Annotated in this window: 15 protein-coding genes; 5 read left to right on the forward strand and 10 right to left on the reverse strand. The window is 57.6% G+C overall.

Annotated features, from left to right (window positions below; translation table 11 throughout):
- Window positions 1-369: 369 nt before the first annotated feature.
- Complete coding sequence (locus IDH41_RS25855; protein WP_190866329.1) at window positions 370-1,155, reverse strand: helix-turn-helix domain-containing protein; 786 nt, start codon at window positions 1,153-1,155, stop codon at window positions 370-372.
- A 185-nt stretch (window positions 1,156-1,340) separates the two neighbouring features.
- Between IDH41_RS25855 and IDH41_RS25860 the strand changes: the two genes are divergently transcribed.
- A complete protein-coding gene (locus tag IDH41_RS25860) occupies window positions 1,341-2,639 on the forward strand; it encodes an aminotransferase class I/II-fold pyridoxal phosphate-dependent enzyme (RefSeq protein WP_190866331.1) in 1,299 nt (432 codons plus the stop codon).
- Between the two features lie 113 nt (window positions 2,640-2,752).
- On the opposite strand, the gene IDH41_RS25865 is transcribed toward IDH41_RS25860, so the two are convergent.
- The 6 genes from IDH41_RS25865 to IDH41_RS25890 all read right to left on the reverse strand — a co-directional run bounded on the left by IDH41_RS25865 (window position 2,753) and on the right by IDH41_RS25890 (window position 8,961).
- On the reverse strand, window positions 2,753-4,003 hold the full coding sequence (locus IDH41_RS25865) for an ABC transporter permease (protein ID WP_190866333.1): 1,251 nt from the start codon (window positions 4,001-4,003) through the stop codon (window positions 2,753-2,755).
- Window positions 4,003-4,752 (reverse strand): ABC transporter ATP-binding protein, encoded by a 750-nt coding sequence (locus IDH41_RS25870; protein ID WP_190866335.1) that lies wholly within the window; start codon window positions 4,750-4,752, stop codon window positions 4,003-4,005. The genes IDH41_RS25865 and IDH41_RS25870 overlap by 1 nt, the downstream gene beginning before the upstream one ends.
- Window positions 4,753-4,864: 112 nt before the next feature.
- Window positions 4,865-6,106: an S-layer homology domain-containing protein gene (locus tag IDH41_RS25875; RefSeq protein WP_223830073.1), complete on the reverse strand. Its 1,242-nt coding sequence runs from the start codon at window positions 6,104-6,106 to the stop codon at window positions 4,865-4,867.
- Between the two features lie 112 nt (window positions 6,107-6,218).
- Entirely contained in the window at window positions 6,219-7,619 is a 1,401-nt protein-coding gene (locus IDH41_RS25880; protein WP_190866337.1) for a DEAD/DEAH box helicase, read from the reverse strand.
- 26 nt (window positions 7,620-7,645) lie between these two features.
- Entirely contained in the window at window positions 7,646-8,419 is a 774-nt protein-coding gene (locus IDH41_RS25885) for an SDR family NAD(P)-dependent oxidoreductase (protein ID WP_190866339.1), read from the reverse strand.
- A gap of 80 nt (window positions 8,420-8,499) precedes the next feature.
- Window positions 8,500-8,961 carry a chemotaxis protein CheX gene (locus IDH41_RS25890; protein WP_190866341.1) on the reverse strand — a complete coding sequence of 154 codons (462 nt, stop codon included), beginning with the start codon at window positions 8,959-8,961 and terminating at the stop codon, window positions 8,500-8,502.
- Between the two features lie 169 nt (window positions 8,962-9,130).
- Here IDH41_RS25890 and IDH41_RS25895 point away from each other — a divergent pair, with 169 nt between their 5' ends.
- Entirely contained in the window at window positions 9,131-10,147 is a 1,017-nt protein-coding gene (locus IDH41_RS25895) for a zinc dependent phospholipase C family protein (RefSeq protein WP_190866343.1), read from the forward strand.
- Window positions 10,148-10,229: 82 nt separating this feature from the next.
- Here IDH41_RS25895 and IDH41_RS25900 read toward each other — a convergent pair whose 3' ends face one another.
- A complete protein-coding gene (locus IDH41_RS25900) occupies window positions 10,230-11,228 on the reverse strand; it encodes an HRDC domain-containing protein (RefSeq protein WP_190866345.1) in 999 nt (332 codons plus the stop codon).
- A gap of 245 nt (window positions 11,229-11,473) precedes the next feature.
- Between IDH41_RS25900 and IDH41_RS25905 the strand changes: the two genes are divergently transcribed.
- Together IDH41_RS25905 and IDH41_RS25910 are read left to right on the forward strand one after the other, a co-directional pair.
- Window positions 11,474-11,770: a DUF3055 domain-containing protein gene (locus IDH41_RS25905; protein ID WP_190866347.1), complete on the forward strand. Its 297-nt coding sequence runs from the start codon at window positions 11,474-11,476 to the stop codon at window positions 11,768-11,770.
- A 51-nt stretch (window positions 11,771-11,821) separates the two neighbouring features.
- Window positions 11,822-12,100: a hypothetical protein gene (locus IDH41_RS25910; RefSeq protein ID WP_190866348.1), complete on the forward strand. Its 279-nt coding sequence runs from the start codon at window positions 11,822-11,824 to the stop codon at window positions 12,098-12,100.
- Between the two features lie 68 nt (window positions 12,101-12,168).
- On the opposite strand, the gene IDH41_RS25915 is transcribed toward IDH41_RS25910, so the two are convergent.
- Window positions 12,169-13,524: a dicarboxylate/amino acid:cation symporter gene (locus IDH41_RS25915; RefSeq protein WP_190866349.1), complete on the reverse strand. Its 1,356-nt coding sequence runs from the start codon at window positions 13,522-13,524 to the stop codon at window positions 12,169-12,171.
- Between the two features lie 311 nt (window positions 13,525-13,835).
- Window positions 13,836-14,597, reverse strand: a complete 762-nt coding sequence (locus tag IDH41_RS25920) for a metallophosphoesterase (protein WP_190866350.1) — start codon at window positions 14,595-14,597, stop codon at window positions 13,836-13,838.
- A gap of 282 nt (window positions 14,598-14,879) precedes the next feature.
- Here IDH41_RS25920 and IDH41_RS25925 point away from each other — a divergent pair, with 282 nt between their 5' ends.
- Entirely contained in the window at window positions 14,880-16,817 is a 1,938-nt protein-coding gene (locus IDH41_RS25925; protein WP_190866351.1) for an asparagine synthase-related protein, read from the forward strand.
- Window positions 16,818-16,830: the final 13 nt, after the last annotated feature.

Here is a 16,830-nt window from a genome sequence, read left to right on the forward strand (position 1 = left end):
CATACTCTCACAATAGGGAACTTTTTTGTTTTTGAAAAGGAAAACTTTCAGATCATGTTAGGTTTGTCGCATGGCTAGTGCAAAAAATGAAACCAATTCGCTCTTCATCCTATTCCCTCACGATTTAGTATCGGTATTTGAAATTAATCGATACGATTCAAGCCATTCCATTCGATATTTGCCGGAATAATGTCAAATTTTGAATCTAATTTCCTCGTTCGCCGCCTTCTTTCGCGTTTAGTTTCAATTTTTGAAACTCAAGCCCGAACAGTGAAGCCGGAAACGGATTGACCGTCCGCAGCCGGCGGGAATTGGGCTCATAAGGCGGCCCCGTGACAAAACAGGTCAAAAAATAAGATCCGATGCGATTTACCGGATTTCCGAAGGGCTTCGGCCCGTATATTGCTTGAACTGGCGGCTGAAGAAGAAGATGTCGCGGTAGCCGAGCGCGTCCGCCACTTCCGTGACGTTCATGCCCGCATGCATAAGCAGATGCTGCGCCCGCTCGATCCGGGTGCGGATCATGTAGGTCTGCACCGACATGCCGATCAGCTCCTTGAACTTCATCGAGAAGTAGCGCGGCGACAGCTGGGCGCGCATCGCCAAATCCTCGACGCGGTGCGCGATGCTCGGATTTTGCCGGACGAAGTTGGCGACTTCGTGGATTGCCTCCGTCAGCTGGTTGCTTGCCTTCTTCTCGACGGGCAGCTGGGTATCCTCGCGCAGCAAGTGGATAAGCAGCTGCTTCAGGATGAGCCGGGCCTCTTCCTCCGCCCCGTACGTCTGCACGAGAAACAGCCTCACGTAGCGGGACAGCATGTATTCGAAATCGACGGTATCGTTCATCTGCCTGTAGCGGCCAGGCACCTCGTCGATCGGCCCATCGACGGCAAAATGGATATAGGACAGCACAAGCGGTCGCTGAGGATTATGCGTGGCGCTCGTATAGTCGCCCGGCCGGAACAGGAAACAGCTGCCCGGACCGACCTTATAGTGGCCGCCGTTCACTTCTACTTCCCCTTCGCCGCTCCATACATAGAATAAATCGTAATTGGGTATCGGCTTCTCGCGTCTGGCCCATCTCCAGCCCGGCTCGCACACGATTTTGGCGAAATAGGGGGTCAGGATGAGCGACTCGGGCGAAATGTGCAGCATTGGGCGTTCCTCCCGTGTCATTCTATGCCGTCATCATACAACAGCGGCAAAGTTTTGCGCAAGCCGTCCCGAAGTTACGAAAAAATTTGGTTTGAGAATGGTTTGCGGCGCTTAAAAAATGTTATAATAGCACCCGACAAATACTCATTTCTCGAGAATGATTTCGGAAGGATGGAATGAAGTCCATGAACCCACTTGCCCAGCAGTTAAACGAGACGCTTCGAACGGAAAATCCGTACGTCTACGCGATGTTGTCGTCCCTCGGCAAAGCGATTTATTTCCCGAAGGAGGGCATTCTCAGCCAATCCGCGGAAGCGAAGACGAAAGCATCGAAATTTAACGCTACGATCGGAATCGCGACAGAAGGCGGTCAGCCGATGCACCTTAAGGTCATTCAAGAGACGCTTTCCGCTTACAATCCGAAAGACATATACGAATACGCGCCGCCGGCCGGCAAGCCGGAGCTCCGCAGCGCTTGGCGCGCCAAGATGATCAAGGACAATCCGGCGCTCGAAGGGAAAGGCTTCGGCAATCCGATCGTGACGAACGCGCTCACGCACGGCCTCAGCATCGTGGCCGACCTGTTCGCCGATGCGGGCGACGCCGTCGTGATCCCGGACAAAAACTGGGAAAACTACGAGCTGACCTTCGGCGTCCGCCGCGGCGCTGAGATCGTGGAATACCCGCTTTACAACGAACGGACGAAGTTTAACAGCGAGGGCCTTCGCGAAGCGCTGCTGGCGCAGAAGGACAAGGGCAAGGCGATCGTCGTCCTGAACTTCCCGAACAACCCGACGGGCTACACGCCGGGGCCGCAGGAGGGCAACGAGATCGTCGCCGCGATCCGGGACGCCGCCGAAGCCGGCATCAACGTCGTCGCCGTGACCGATGACGCCTACTTCGGCCTGTTCTTCGAGGACTCGCTGCACGAATCGCTGTTCGCCAAGCTCTCCGACGTACACCCTCGCGTGCTCGCCGTGAAGGTCGACGGCGCGACGAAGGAAGAGTACGTATGGGGCTTCCGCGTCGGCTTCATCACTTACGCCTCCGATTCGGCGGCGGCGCTCGCCGCACTGGAGCAGAAGACGCTCGGCATTATCCGCGCCACCATCTCGAGCGGCCCGCATCCGTCGCAGACGTTCGTGCTGCACGCGCTGACGTCGCCCGATTTCGACGCCCAGAAGGCGGAGAAATACGACATCATGAAAGGACGCGCGAACCGCGTCAAATCGCTTCTGGACAGCGGCCGATACGAAAACGCATGGACGTACTATCCGTTCAACTCCGGCTACTTCATGTGCCTGAAGCTGAACGGCGTATCGGCCGAAGCCGTGCGGGTACGCCTGCTGGACGAATACGGCATCGGCACGATCGCGCTCGGCGAGACCGATCTCCGCGTCGCCTTCTCCTGCATCGAAGAGCCGTATTTGGAAGAGCTGTTCGATACGATTTTCAAAGCGGTGAACGATCTGCTGACGAAGTAAGAGAAGACGCCCGCAATCGTCAAATACCCCTGAACGTCATGCGCCTTAATGCGGCGGCGATGCGTTTGGGGGTATTTTGGTTATGCCGCCGGGCTTCGGAAGCAGCCGGCGGCTTATTCGCCTTCCTCCTCGTCGAGCAGCAATCTTCTGCGCATCCGCGACGGGCGGAGTGCAATATAGACGCCGGCTCCCGCCGCGGCCGAAATCGAAGGCGCATAGATCGAAGCCATCGCGAGCGGGATCGCCGCAAACAGCCACGCGACGATCGCGCAGACGGTGACGACGACGCGGTCTACCTTCAAATATTGCTCGATGCGCCGCTTGTCCGGCAGCGGATAGACATGCTTCCAGATCGAATGCCGGTGAACGTGGCGGAGACCGCCGGCTTGGACGGCCAGCACGGCGAGGAATAAGCCGTATGCGGCCGCGGCGCCCCAGCCGGACAACGAGGCGGCGTCCGCCAGCCAATAGACGACGAGACAAGCAAGCAGAAGCAGCCGGATGACGATGCCGCCGATCTCCGCGCGGATGAACGACGCCGTATACAGGTAAACGTACGTATACCGGTTTGCGTTCGGCACGGCGCGGAGCAGCCAGGCCAAATAGGAGCGCTTCGCGACCGCGGCCGGCAGCGTCGGGACGTCGATGAAGAGGCCGAAGAAGGCGTAATAACGATTCCGCGTGCGCGCCTCCTCCTGGATCAGCCGCTCCCAAGGAAACCGATGCCGCGCGGGAAACCGGTGGACGAGCGCGAACAGCAAGCCGATCAGCGCGGTGAAGACGGCGGCTTGCCAACCCTCCCGGGTCAGCCATGCCGCCAGGACAAGCGCGGTCAGCCCCCAGCGAAGCAGGCGCATCCCCCTTCTCATCCCGGGCCATGCCATCCGGCGCTCCCGCCAAGCGCCCCACGTATTCGCCGCTTTCAATCCGGCAGCCAGAATCGCGAGCAGCCATCCCGAAGCAAGCGCGGGACCCTGATTGTAAATCGGCAAATAAAGCAGCAGCACGAGCGCGGCGAGCAGCGCGCCGAAGACCGCCGTATGGCGGACGGAGCGCCGCAAATAACCGGCCATATCCGCTTCGCGCGGCATCATGAAGACGGTGTCGGCGGGCGCAAGCCAGGTGCGCAGCGGGCTCCAGCACAAGACGGGCGCCAGCGCGGCGACGCCGACCGCCGCGATCGGGAAGCCGGACGGCAAATCGCGGATCAGCGTAACGTAACCGATGGAAGAGGAAATGAAGATAAGTGAAAGGAATGCGGTAAAGCCGCTTTGGGCCATGTAGCGGATATACGGAACGATTTCTTCGCGGAACGCTCTGGCCCGGCGGCTCCAAATCGCTTCAAGCCTAAGCTCGCCGCCCATTACGCGTTCCCCCCGGCAACGAGCCTGTAGAACGCTTCCTCCAGCGTGCCGCCGCGCTGCTCCATGCCTGCTGCCCGCCTGACCTCGTCGAGGGTGCCTTGGGCAACGATCTTACCGTGATGCATGACGATGAACCGGTCGCAATAGGCCTCCACCGTGGAAAGGATATGCGAGCTCATCAAGATCGCCGCCCCCTTCCGCTTCACCTCGACGAGACGGTCCAGCAACGAACGGATGCCGAGCGGATCGAGCCCGAGGAACGGCTCGTCGATGATATACAATGGCGGCTCGGCAAGCAGCGCGTTCATGATCATCACCTTCTGCTTCATCCCCTTGGACAAGTGCGAAGCGAACGCCCTCCGCTTCGGCGTCATCTGGAACTGCTCCAGCAGCGCCTCCCCGCGCTCGCCATCCGCGTTGTCCGTTACGTTGTAAGCCATGCCCGTGAGGCGCAAATGCTCCTCCACCGTAAGCTCGTCGAAGAGCACCGGCGTCTCCGGCACGTACGCGAAGGAGGAACGGTACTTCTCTGTATCCTCCTCCAGCTCGACGCCCCCTACCTTTACCTCGCCCGACTGGGGCTTCATCAGTCCGAGAATATGCTTGATGGTCGTGCTCTTGCCCGCGCCGTTAAGGCCGATCAGCCCTACCATCTCCCCCGCTTTCACGTGAAAGGAAATGCGATGCAGCACGGGCCTCTTGGGGCTGTAGCCGCCTGTTAAGTCGTGTACATATAAAATCGGGTCCATCCGTTCACCTTCGCTATCGATAATTAACTTGCGCTAAGTATCAGCATAACGAATTGCGAGCGGAATATCAAAAAAAAGCATCACCGCGCGGTGATGCTTTCTTCTTCGTTCCTTATATGATCCTGATCTCTTTAACCGTACCGTTCTCGCCTTTCAGCTGGACAAGCTGACCTTGCTTAAGCAGATCGTCATTGCCGATCACCGCTACGCTCGCATCGACGTTATAGATGAAAACGACCGTTTCCCCATTTTCGATCCGCGCGATCGAGATCGTCGCAAGCTTCCCTTGCGAATTATCGGTATACGTGATCGTATTGACAATGCCCAGTTCGTTGAACGCCGCAACGACCGGCGCCGGCTTCGTGACCTCGATAAAGACGACTTTATTCTGATACGTGCGGACGAGCACTTCGTCGCCGGCTTTCAGCGCGCTGACGGCCGCCTTCTTGTCGTCGCGGAAAATAAATACGTTCGCGTCCAGACCGAGCGTTACCTCGGAGTTGTCGGCTTTCACGACCGTAATTTTGCCGCCGCTCGCAGCCGCTTTCAGCTTGCCCGAGATCGCCTGCGCGTCATGGTCCGGCATTTCCGTGTCGGTGCGGTCGAGCAGCGCGGCCAGCTCCGCGCGGGTTACCGGCTGGTTCGGACGGAACGTTTTGCCTCTCTTGTCCTCGTAACCGGTAATGATGCCTTTCTGAAGCGCGAGAGCGACGTAGCCGACGGAGCCCGCCGGAATTTGATCGGCGTCCTTGAAGTCCAGCTTCGTATTGTTCAGCGCCTTCGCTTCGTCTTCCAATTTAAGCGCTTTAATTAACAGGATGGTCGACCATAGCCTTGTCGCGTTCTCCTCCGGATTTACTTCCGTCTCCGTTTCGGCGAACAGGTCGTTCTCCAGCGCAACCGACACGTAGCCTACGGCCCAAGGATATTTGCGCTCGAGCTTGTCGGCGTCGCGGAATTGCAGCTCGGTGTTCATCTCGGCCGCGGATTCGGCCTGCGCGCGAAGCCCCATCAGCCTGACGGCCGCCACGAGCGTCTCGATCCGGCTGATCTTCTGGTTCGGCTTGAACGTGCCGTCGTTATAGCCGGTGAATACGCCCTTCGACGCCAAGCGCATGATGTATTCGAGCGCCCATTTCAATTCCTTCTCGTCTTCGAATTTCCACGTTACTTTATAGTTATCGTCATCCCGGTCATCTCTTTCTTCGTATCGATCGTCGTCGCGGTCATCGTCGTCGTGATGGCCTCTGTTTCCTTTTCCGCCGTCCGCGAATGCCGAGGTCGCTCCGCCCGCAAGCATCAGCAGCGCCAGCGAGGATATTGCCGTCTTCTTCCACATCGTTTGTTTCGTCAAGAAAGCCACTCTCCTTTGATCGATTGGCGGAAATTTCCGCTTCGTAACCTACGCCCATACGTTTCGGGAGAGGCTGTTCGATTTAAGAGGGTGGCTTCCCTAAAAAAAATTTTTATTGTTCTTTTTCGGCTTCCCGCTTCGCCTTAAGCCATTTCGGAGCGCCCTTGTTCTTGCCTTCGCTCTTCCGCTTCGCCTTGGCCGATGCTTTCGTCTGCACGGGCCTCGCCGCAGGCTTCTTCGCATGCGTCGCAGCAACGGCCGGCTTCGCGTCCGCGGCTTCCCCGGTTCTCTTCGTTCTCGCAGACGCTTCTCCCTTGCGGATGACGGGTCTCGCTTCCGGTCGAAGCGCGCCGGGCCGCGTTGCCTCGCGCAGCTCCTCTTCGTTCAGCAGCTTGCCTCTGAACATCGTCCGCTCGGTCAGCTCGATTCCGAGCTGCTTGCGGAACTTCTCCATGATGAACTTCTCCTGCGGCGTGACGATCGACACGACCGTTCCGGCGCGCCCCATCCTGCCCGTCCTTCCGGCACGGTGGACGTAATGGTCCGCATCGGCGGCCGGGTCCAGCTGAATGACGAGCGGCAGCCCCTCGATGTCGATCCCGCGGGCGGCGACATCCGTCGCGAGCAGAAGCTGGCAGCGGCCGTCGCGGAAGCGGGCCAGCGTCGCGGCGCGGCGCTGCTTGTCCGCGTCGCCGTACAGCGTCTCGACGGTGAAGCCTTCATAGGCCAGCTTCGCTTCCCAGTTCGCGATGTTGTCCGTGTCGGCCAGAAACAGCAGCGCGGATTTCGGATCAAGCAGCCGGATCAGCCGCCTCGCCGTGTCCGTCTTGTCCCGTTTGTCGCAGACGACGTAAAAGTTGTCGATCGTCTCCGACACGCGATGCTCGGGCGTAATTTGAATGCGCTGCGGATCATTCATCCACCGCCCTTCGAATCTCGCCATCTGGTCCGGGTAAGTCGCGGAGAAAAAAGCGATCTGCCTCTCCCGCCCCATCGCGAACAGAATCGCTTCCACCTCTTTCGTCGAGCCGAGCTGGAACACTTGATCGGCTTCGTCGATGACGACGCCCGTCACTTCGCTCAGCTTCAGCTTGCGCAGCTTCAGCAGCTCGTGAATCCGTCCCGGCGTGCCGATGACGAGCTGGGGGCGGAGCTTCAGCTTCTCCACCTGACGCTTCAGAGCCGCGCCTCCGATGAGCTGCTGCACGCGAATGCCGAGCGCCTCCCCGTACGTTTCCGCCACGCGCACGATCTGCATCGCAAGCTCTTGCGTAGGGGCGAGGATAACCCCTTGCACCGCGCCGGAGCGCGGATTCAGCTTCTGCAGCAGCGGCAGCAGGTACGCGAGCGTCTTGCCCGTTCCGGTCTGCGATCTCGCCGATACGTCGCTGCCGCCGAGCAGGACCGGGATCGTCTCCGCCTGCACGTCCGTCGGCTTCGCGATTCCGTTTGCCTCCAGCTTGCGGATAAGCCGCTCGTCGACGCCGATTTCATTCCAAGTGTATGTACTCATCGTGTAACCCTCTCTTAATCCAACCGTTATTTTCGATTCAACCAACCGCCGAACCAGCGGTCCGCCGCGCGCGGCAGCAAGTGATACAGCTTAATGCCGACCGAAGCCGTCTTCGGCAAATCGACCTCGTCCTTGCGCCTCTCCATGACCCGGATGATCGATTTCACGACGTATTCCGGCTTCATCATGAACCAGCTCACGTTTTTCACGTACGCCCCGGTCGGATCAGCCAACGAGAAGAAAGGCGTGTCGATCGGCCCCGGATTGACCGCCGATACGTGAATGCCCGTCCCTCTCAGCTCCATCCGCAGCGAGTTGGTGAAGCCGAGCACCGCATGCTTCGTCGCGGTATACGCCGTCGATTTCGCGGAACCGATCTTGCCGGCCATCGACGCGATGTTGACGATCTGCCCGCTCCCACGCTCCAGCATATGGGGAATGACGGCCTTCGTGCAGCGCACCGTTCCCATGTAATTGGTATCCATCATCTTCTCAAAGCTTTCCACGGGCATCTCCGTAAAATACTCGAACTTCCCGTATCCGGCGTTGTTCAGCAAAATGTCGATCCTGCCGTGCTTCAAAGCGGCGGCTTCCACCGTTTGCTTCACCTGCTCGTTGTCGGTTACGTCCATCCGGAAGACGGAGCAATCTCCTTTTATCGTAGCGGCGATATCATTAAGCTTGCTTATATTGCGTCCGGTCAGCACCGGTATCGCGCCGCGTTCGGCCAGCCTGACCGCCGCGAGCGCGCCGATTCCGCTCGATGCGCCGGAAATAAAGACGATTTTCCCTTCCAACATCCCGCATCACCCACCCATTAGTTTACTTGATCGAAGTCGCATACGCAAAAAAAAAGCTCCCCCTGGGAGCCCGTTCTGTGCTACGATGCAACTAAAACTTGGATGTCCAGCTCGCCGATGCCGTCCATAATAAGCGGAATCGTCAATGCTTTCTGGGCCGAGAAGCCTGCGGACTGGGCGGATTGAATCACCTTCGGCGGCGTAATGTCCACCCTTACGCCCTGGTTGTACAGCATGGTGCTGGCATTTCCGCTGATCATGTTGCCGAGCTCGGAAATCGCGCTTCTGCCGATTTCATCGATTTCGGAAATGACGAAGCCGCCCATCATGGCCGAAACCATCTTTAGAGCTACCTGCTCGCTAAGCCCGAATACAATGTCGCCGTTCATTTGTCCGTTGAGCCCAATTTGAATCCATATGTAGTTCTCTACAAACTTGATGTCCTTAAGACCGAGTTCCCCGGTCGCAGGCCGGATCTGCACGACCTGTTCGATCACGATTTTGGCGGATTCAAGAAACGGGTTAATATATTCTGCCTTCATAACGAGGATACGCTCCTTCTCGACAAAATTCGTGCTATGTCTTGTTTAATTTCTATTATACTTAATTAACTAGGACAAGTATACTATAAAAAAATGTTCTCATTCTTCGGAACTAGATTTATCGCAACAAAATGTATTGAATTTTGCGCAATTGGGAGGATACGCTTCTATGCCTAACGTCTGGGCTCATCTCATATTCGGGCAGCTCGTGCTGGAGCAGATCGGAGAGGCGTCGATGCTTCGGACCGACGAGCAAAAAAACATGTTTAACCTGGGCTGCCAGGGGCCGGACTTTTTGTTCTATGACCGTTTCCTGCCTTGGCAGAAGAGCGCCGCGCTGAACCGTATGGGCACGGAGATGCACAATCGGCATTGCGGACCGGCGCTCGTCGAGATGCTCGATTGCGTCGGCGGCCGGCGGGCATGCCCGAAGGATCCCGACCCGTCCGTCCTGTACGCGCTCGGCTTCGTCCTGCATCATATCCTCGATCGGAACATGCATCCGTACGTGTTCAGCAAATCCGGATTTCGCAAATGGGACCATCAGCGCTTCGAAATCATGATGGATACGTTAGTCGCGCGCCAGTTGTGGGGGATCGAAACGTGGAAGACAGCGGTTTGGAAACATATCGACACGAACGGCGCCTTCCCGGCGCCGGTCATCGATGCATTTGAGTCCGTGACGGAAGCTTATTATTCGGAGCTTGCCCCGCTCATTTCCCGCGAGGATTGGAACCGGGCCAACCGGGACTTCACGGCCGCGCAGCGCCTGTTCCACGACCCTACCGGCCTTCGGCGCAAGCTGACCTTCGGCCGGATCGAACCGTTCGTCTACAAACGGGGGGTCATCCCTTACGACGTCATGAACGACTCGGAGCAGCCATGGATCGACCCCGTCGATTCCGGCGCATACCGCCGCGAAAGCGCATGGACGCTATGGGACCGGGCGGTGGACGACGCGGCGGAGGTCATCCGCTCCGTTCTCGTATGGCTGCGGGCTTACGAGAATCCGCAGCCTACGAAGGAGGACCGGACCGGCGTCCGGCTGCTTCGCGAGCAGGCAGCCGGTTTAATCGGCAACCGTTCGTACGAGACCGGCCTCGATTGCGATTCCGGCGCCCGCATCCGCTATGCCGACACGATCTGGCCGGACCAGCCGGGCATGACGGAAGCGCCGTCCGAATAACGGTCGGATCGCCTGGGCGGAAGCGTTCGCGAGGCCGGGATCGCGCTCGGCAAGGCGTACCGCCCATCGATGAAGGAGCGGATCAGACGGCTTTGCCCGATTGTGTCCTGCGGTAGCGGAGCCTGATCAGGCGAAGCCGCTCGTAGAGCGCGTCGACCGGCTTGCCCGGCTCGGTAGCCTCGGCCGAACCGTACACTTGCTGCAGCACCGGCTTTAAATATTTGTCGCCGACGAGCGACAGCGTATCCCAGACAAGCCGCTGCTCCTCTTCCGGCACTCCGTTCAGCTCCCTGGCGATGAGCGGCTCGAAATCGTAGCCCTCCCGCTCCAGCTGCTCGATCCGGTCCATCAACTCGCGGCGCGGCATGGACAGCTCGGCTTCGAGCTGCTCCAGCGTGCCTCCGCGCTGCACCGCCGACAAAATTTGCCGCTTCGCCTGCTGGCGGTCCATCTGGACCTTGTACTTGAGCTCCTTCTGCTTGAACAACCAGGCGGTGTAAGCGGCGGGATCGAGCTTGTCCTCCACCCATTGCAGAGGGAATCCGGTCGTCCTCTGCGCGCCGGCCGTAACAGCGAGCAGCTCCTGACCGTACGCGGCGAGCTTCGCGCTGCCCCAGCCCGGAATTTGCGCGAGCTCCTCCTCCGTCCTGGGCACGAATGCGCTGATCATCCACAGCAGCCGGTTCGTCGCGATCAAATAGGCGGAGCGTTTCTCGGCGGATGCCTTGCCGCGGCGCCATTCCCTGAGCGTCTGGAACAGCTCGGGATCGGCGTGCAGCTCGCCGTAGCATTGCAGCATCGACTGGAAGCTGCCTGCGCCCGTTCGTCTCTCGTCCAGCATCCCGTCGATGATCGGTGCGTAACCCTCGCCCATCACCTTGGCGATCCCGTGACGGAAGGCGGTCATCATCTCTTCCCAGGACGTCCCTTCAAACCAGGTTTGCGGATTTTCCGCCTCCCCGTCTCTCTCCATCCATAGCACCGCCCATTGTCCCTGACGCTCGCAGATCGACAGCTGCGCGCTCGATACCCGGCTTTCTTCTCCCGCTTTCTCGAAGGTGTTCAAAAAAACGATTTGCATGTTTACCTCATCCTCCATCGGCTGAATTAGTCGCGAATGCATGAACGGCGGGGCCGCGCTCGCCTGCGGGCTGATGCCTGACAACGCAAAAAAGCACCCCTTCCGCCGCGGCAGAAGAGGTGCTTCCTCGTTCGTTCAATGATTCGATTGTCTTAATGCTATCATAACGATTCGTGCCTGACAAGCATTTTGTTTACCGCTTGTTGTATAATGTTAGTACATTATAAATGTGGAGGCTGACCGATATGCTATTGCCCGATTTTGATTTTATGTCCGACTCGACCGAACAAACGTCGACCCGTTTCGTCACGTTCATCGGCCCGAGCCTGAAGCGGTTTGACCTTGCCGTGACGACCACGAACCGATTCTACGGCAAAAAGCTCGTTACCGATCTGCAATCCGGCAAAACCGCGATCATCGGCCCCGATGATTTGGAGGAAGAGGGCTACCTCGAATATACGTACAAGCTGACGGAGGAAGAAGCGGCCGAGCTTACGCAATTTTTGTATTTCGTCGTCGGAACGGTGCATTTTACCGATTAATCGGGGCACACTGAAACGGTAACCAACTACCATTTCGGGAGGAGTCTGCCGATGGATCGTTTTACTAGCGAGGATCGCCCGCCGGAATCAGACGTATCGACAGTAGAATCGCAGCGCAGCGAGCTCATTCCGGAGGAATTTCCGGAAGGGCCATACGGCTCCGGAATGCCGGTGGAGACGCTGGGCAAAAGCAAGCCATGGCGGTTCGGCCAGCGGTCGCTAACCAATCTCGATTACGAGAATCGCAGCCTGCATGCCGGCCTGCCGCGCGATTATCCGGGCGAAGACGACTATGACGAAGTATACCCTGAAGTCCACGACGAACCTTAAAACCGCAAAGCCCTTGGCCGTACGCATCTGCGTGCCGGCCAAGGGCTTTTTTCCAGCGGTTCGTGAAATTATGCGGGATTAAGCTCCATCTCATCCTCTTCGCCCCGGTTGAACGATTCGCGGTCGAACTCCCCTTCGGAATCCGCCACCAGTAGCGCCGTTACCGTCGTGCCGGTCGCGTTGACCGCCGTACGGCCCATGTCGATGAGCGATTCCACGGCCACGACGAGCGCGATGCCTTCGAGCGGCAGGCCGATCGCCGTCAATACGACCGTCGTCGAGATCGAAGCCGGGCCCGGCACGCCGGCGACGCCGATCGATGAAATGACGCTGACGAGGACGATCAATACGTAATCCGTTGCCGAAAGCGAAATGCCGTACACCTGCGAGACGAATACGGATACGACGGCCGGCCATACGCCTCCGCAGCCGTTGAAGTTCATCGTGGCGCCGAGCGGCGCTACGAAGCTGGCGATCTTCGGAGAGACGCGAAGCCGTTTCGTGATGACCTCGAGATTAATCGGCAGCGTAGCGAAGCTGCTTCGCGTCGTGAACGCAACTGCCACCGTCGGGTAAGCTTTTCTGAAGAAGCGCAGCGGATTCACTTTCGCGACGAAGGAGACCAATCCGCCGAATACGAAAACGAAGTGAAGAATGAGCGCGATATAGCTGACAAGGATCAGCATCGCGAGCGGCTCCAGCGTCTCCCAGCCATAGCGCGCGGCCATGACCGCGATCAGGGCATAGACGCCGTATGGCGTGAAGCGCAGAACGAATTTGACGACCTGGTGCATAATTTCCGTCGCGGATTGAACGAACGCCTTGACCGCCTGCACCGCGTCCGGCTTCTTCGCGCCGACCTTCACGATGGCGACCGCGATGAACAAGGCGAAGATCAGAATCGGCACGACCCTTCCTTCCGCGGCGTCCTGAATCGGATTGGACGGCACCTGGTCCAAAATAACCTCGAAGAAGCTCGGCACTTCGCGGGCTTCGAAGTTTTCCGGCTTCGTCAGCTCGAACCCGGCGCCCGGATTAATGAGCGAGGCGACGACGAGGCCGATGACGGCCGCGACGCCGGTCGTCGCGAGGAACCAGCCGATCGTCTTCAGGCTGAGCTTGCGCAAAAACTCGATATTCGTAATCGAGATGATGCTGTTGATGACAAGCACGAACACGAGCGGAATGACGATCATCCGGATCAGATTGATATAAATCGAGCCGATCGTGCCCACGCCTTCGGTTTCGAGCTTGAAGTTGTTAAAAATAATGCCTGCGACAAGGCCGAGTCCGAGCGCGATAAGCACTCGCGTGCCGAAGCCCACCCGTTTCTTCGCTAAATAATACAACCCTCCGAGCAGAACGGCCGATACGAGCAAGCTGATCCCGTTTAATTCGATCGCCGACAATAAATTGTTTTCCATTGCGCATGCACCCTTTCTTAGGCTTCGTGGATGTAAAAGTAACCCGGAAAATCAATTAATTATAATTCCGATGCGATTACTATACTTTGTTGGACCAATATATCATCGTCGATTCTTTTCTGTCAATACTATTTTTACACGGCAGCCGCTGGAATATGCGCGAAATCGATTGACGCCCGGCGGGCATCAAAAAAGAGACTCCCATCGCAAGAAGGAAGCCTCCGTATGTACGGCAGTACGCCGACAGCAATATTCGCATAAGGTTACTTGGATAAGTATGCATCATACCAGCGAACGAGGCGATTGTCACTTTACAAATCATGGACCGTGAGCTCGCTTCTTACCATGAATCTCGCATTGACGCCCGCCTGGCCGATTCCTTTGGAAATATAATAATAGCCTTCCCCGCTCTTGTGCAGTCCTTTGTAAATGCCTCTATCGGCTAGCGGGCCCTTCGGCTTGAGCTTGAAGAAGAAAGGCACGTTCAATTGTTTCCCGTGAAGATGGCCGGCCATCAAATAATGGTACGGACGCTTGATCGCGAGAACAACGTTAGGGTCGTGCGTCATGACGACGATCGGCTTCCGTCCGTCCGCGCCACGGAAAGCCGGCCGGAGCTTGCTGTGCCCGGTTCCGAAATCGTCGATGCCGACCAAGTCGAACTCCGGCAGCGGCACGCACTCGTTGCGAAGCAGGCGTATCCCGTTCGTCTGCAATAAATCCAGCAGCCGGCTTAGCCTCGGAAGCTCGTAATCATGATTGCCGAGTACCGCGTATACGGGAACGCCGTAGCCCGCGATGACTTTGAAGTAATCGTTCGCCCGCGGCAAATAGCTCGTCTTGTACGTATAGTCGCCCGTCATGAAAATGTAATCGGGCCGGGTCTCTTCGATCACCTTTCCGATCGTTCTCGCGCTGATGCGCAGCCGGTCGACGTGAAGATCGCTGATTTGCAGAATGCGCTTGTTGATTCCGGACGGATGGCGGATCTTCTCCACCTTCAGCCACTGCGTAGGAAGGATAAAAAATAGATAAACGAGAACGACTCCGACCGCGATGGCTGCAACTAACATCGCCTTCCCCCTTTCCTGGCGCCCGTAAGCGCCCTATGACCCAGTATAGTCAATCGGAATGCCCATCACAACTAATCTGTTGACAATGATTCGGCGAAGATGGTAACCTATGAGTAAGTTCTTAATAAAGAACAATTTGAGAGCGAAAACATGTCATAGCGCTCAATATTTTTATTAGAAAATATAATAATGTTCAATATATTTTCGGAACGGCACCGTTAGCTTTAGATGTTCTTAAAAAAGAACAACGTCGCACGCATTCCATCATGGCTGGAGGATCTTATGAGCGCAATCGTCGGAATTCATCGCTTCAATCACGAACCCGTGCCCCCCGAGCTGGGCGAGCGGGTGATGCAGGCTCTGCGGCAATACCCCGCCGATTACGCGCTTACCTGGCAGGACGCGGACGTGTTCCTCGGCTGCCGCGCCCAGTGGATTACGCCGGAATCGGTTCATGAACGGCTTCCGCATTACGACGCCGAGCGCGGCCTCGCCATTACGGCGGATGCGATCCTCGATAACCGCGAAGAGTTGTTCGAGAAGCTGCAGGTAAATCCGTCCGAGAGAAGCGGCATGACGGACAGCGCCTTAATCGTGCTCGCTTACCGGAAATGGGGAACGGACGCGCCTGTGCATTTTATCGGCGATTTCGCCTTCTTCATCTGGGATGAGCGGAATCGCGCGCTGTTCGGTGCGAGGGATTTTTCCGGGAACCGTACCCTTTATTTCGCCCGGACGCGCGAGCTGTTCGCCTTCAGCACGGCCATCCGCCCTCTCCTCCTCATTCCCGGGGTGGATAAAGGAATCAACGAACAATGGCTGTCCGAATTTTTGGCCATCCCGACCACGACCGAATGCGTGGATCTGTTTACGACGGCATACCGGTCGATCGGTCAAATTCCTCCCGCCCACTCCGTGACGGTCGCGGACGGCGAGGTGAAATTTACGAGATACTGCACGGTCCTTCCCGAGGAGAAGCTGAAGCTGAAGTCCAACGGCGATTACGAGGAGGCGTTCCGGGACGTGTTCCGGACGGCCGTGACGGCAAGGCTTCGCACGCATCGCAAGGTCGGCGCGTACCTGAGCGGCGGTCTCGATTCCGGCTCCGTGGTCAGCTTTGCCGCCAAGGCATTGCGCGAAGAGAACAAGCGGCTGCATACGTACAGCTACGTGCCGCTCGACGATTTTCAGGATTGGACGCCTAAGAGCAGAGTGGCCAACGAGCGGCAGAACATCGAGTCCACCGTACGCCATGTCGGCAACATCCATGACCAGTATTTCGATTTCCCCGAGATGAACCCGTACACGGAAGTCGACGATTGGCTGGAGCTGATGGAGTCGCCCTACAAATTTTACGAGAATTCGTATTGGTTAAAGGGAATCTATCAGAAAGCGAACGAGGAAGGCGTCGGCGTCCTGCTCAGCGGCAGCCGGGGGAACTGGAGCATTTCGTGGGGGCCCGCCCTCGATTACCAGGCCGATCTGCTGCGAAGATTCAAATGGCTTCGTTTCTATCAGGAATTTAGCCTGTATACGAGCAATCTCGGCGTCAAAAAGTCGCGGGTCTTCCCGATCGTCGGCAAAAAAGCGTTCCCTCAAGTCGCGCGGCTGTTCGGCCCGAAGGAGCAGCCCGGCATCTCCAAGCTGATCAACCCGGCGTTCGCAGAGCGGACGAACGTGCACGGCAGGCTTCTCGATCACGGGTTCGACTTTTTCGGAAACAGCTTGCAGAACGTATACGAAATTCGAAAAAAACAGTTCGAGAAGCTCTTCTACTGGACGATTACCGGAACGGTCGGGTGCAAGCAATCGCTCCGGAACGCGCTTTGGGAACGCGACGCCACCAACGATCTGCGCGTCATCCGCTTCTGCTTGTCGGTGCCCGAGGATCAGTTCGTCCAGAACGGCCTCGACCGCAACCTTATTCGCAGATCGACGCGCGATTACTTGCCCGACAGCATCCGGCTGAACCAGAAGGTTCGCGGCGTGCAGGGTGCCGACGGCGTCCATCGCTTGGCGTCGTCCTGGCCGAGTCTCGTCGGCGAGTTCCGGCAGCTGCTGAAGGATCCGGCCGTTTCGGAATATTTGAACGTGGCCGAGCTGACGGAATCTTTGAACAAAATCCAGCGGGAACCACGTCCCGAATGGATATTCGCGGCCGAATTCCGAATGCTGATGCGAAGCCTGATCTTCTACCGGTTCATGAAAAAATTCGCTTGAAAGGAGGTGATAG

The organism is Paenibacillus arenilitoris, from assembly GCF_014705655.1.
Taxonomy (GTDB): Bacteria; Bacillota; Bacilli; order Paenibacillales; family Paenibacillaceae; genus Pristimantibacillus; species Pristimantibacillus arenilitoris.

Excerpts from the sequence above, each read along its gene's own strand:
- IDH41_RS25855 (WP_190866329.1), bottom strand. The coding sequence starts at position 1,155 with ATGCTGCACATTTCGCCCGAGTCGCTCATCCTGACCCCCTATTTCGCC.
- IDH41_RS25860 (WP_190866331.1), top strand. The coding sequence starts at position 1,341 with ATGAACCCACTTGCCCAGCAGTTAAACGAGACGCTTCGAACGGAAAAT.
- IDH41_RS25865 (WP_190866333.1), bottom strand. The coding sequence starts at position 4,003 with ATGGGCGGCGAGCTTAGGCTTGAAGCGATTTGGAGCCGCCGGGCCAGA.
- IDH41_RS25870 (WP_190866335.1), bottom strand. The coding sequence starts at position 4,752 with ATGGACCCGATTTTATATGTACACGACTTAACAGGCGGCTACAGCCCC.
- IDH41_RS25880 (WP_190866337.1), bottom strand. The coding sequence starts at position 7,619 with ATGAGTACATACACTTGGAATGAAATCGGCGTCGACGAGCGGCTTATC.
- IDH41_RS25885 (WP_190866339.1), bottom strand. The coding sequence starts at position 8,419 with ATGTTGGAAGGGAAAATCGTCTTTATTTCCGGCGCATCGAGCGGAATC.
- IDH41_RS25890 (WP_190866341.1), bottom strand. The coding sequence starts at position 8,961 with ATGAAGGCAGAATATATTAACCCGTTTCTTGAATCCGCCAAAATCGTG.
- IDH41_RS25895 (WP_190866343.1), top strand. The coding sequence starts at position 9,131 with ATGCCTAACGTCTGGGCTCATCTCATATTCGGGCAGCTCGTGCTGGAG.
- IDH41_RS25900 (WP_190866345.1), bottom strand. The coding sequence starts at position 11,228 with ATGCAAATCGTTTTTTTGAACACCTTCGAGAAAGCGGGAGAAGAAAGC.
- IDH41_RS25905 (WP_190866347.1), top strand. The coding sequence starts at position 11,474 with ATGCTATTGCCCGATTTTGATTTTATGTCCGACTCGACCGAACAAACG.
- IDH41_RS25910 (WP_190866348.1), top strand. The coding sequence starts at position 11,822 with ATGGATCGTTTTACTAGCGAGGATCGCCCGCCGGAATCAGACGTATCG.
- IDH41_RS25915 (WP_190866349.1), bottom strand. The coding sequence starts at position 13,524 with ATGGAAAACAATTTATTGTCGGCGATCGAATTAAACGGGATCAGCTTG.
- IDH41_RS25920 (WP_190866350.1), bottom strand. The coding sequence starts at position 14,597 with ATGTTAGTTGCAGCCATCGCGGTCGGAGTCGTTCTCGTTTATCTATTT.
- IDH41_RS25925 (WP_190866351.1), top strand. The coding sequence starts at position 14,880 with ATGAGCGCAATCGTCGGAATTCATCGCTTCAATCACGAACCCGTGCCC.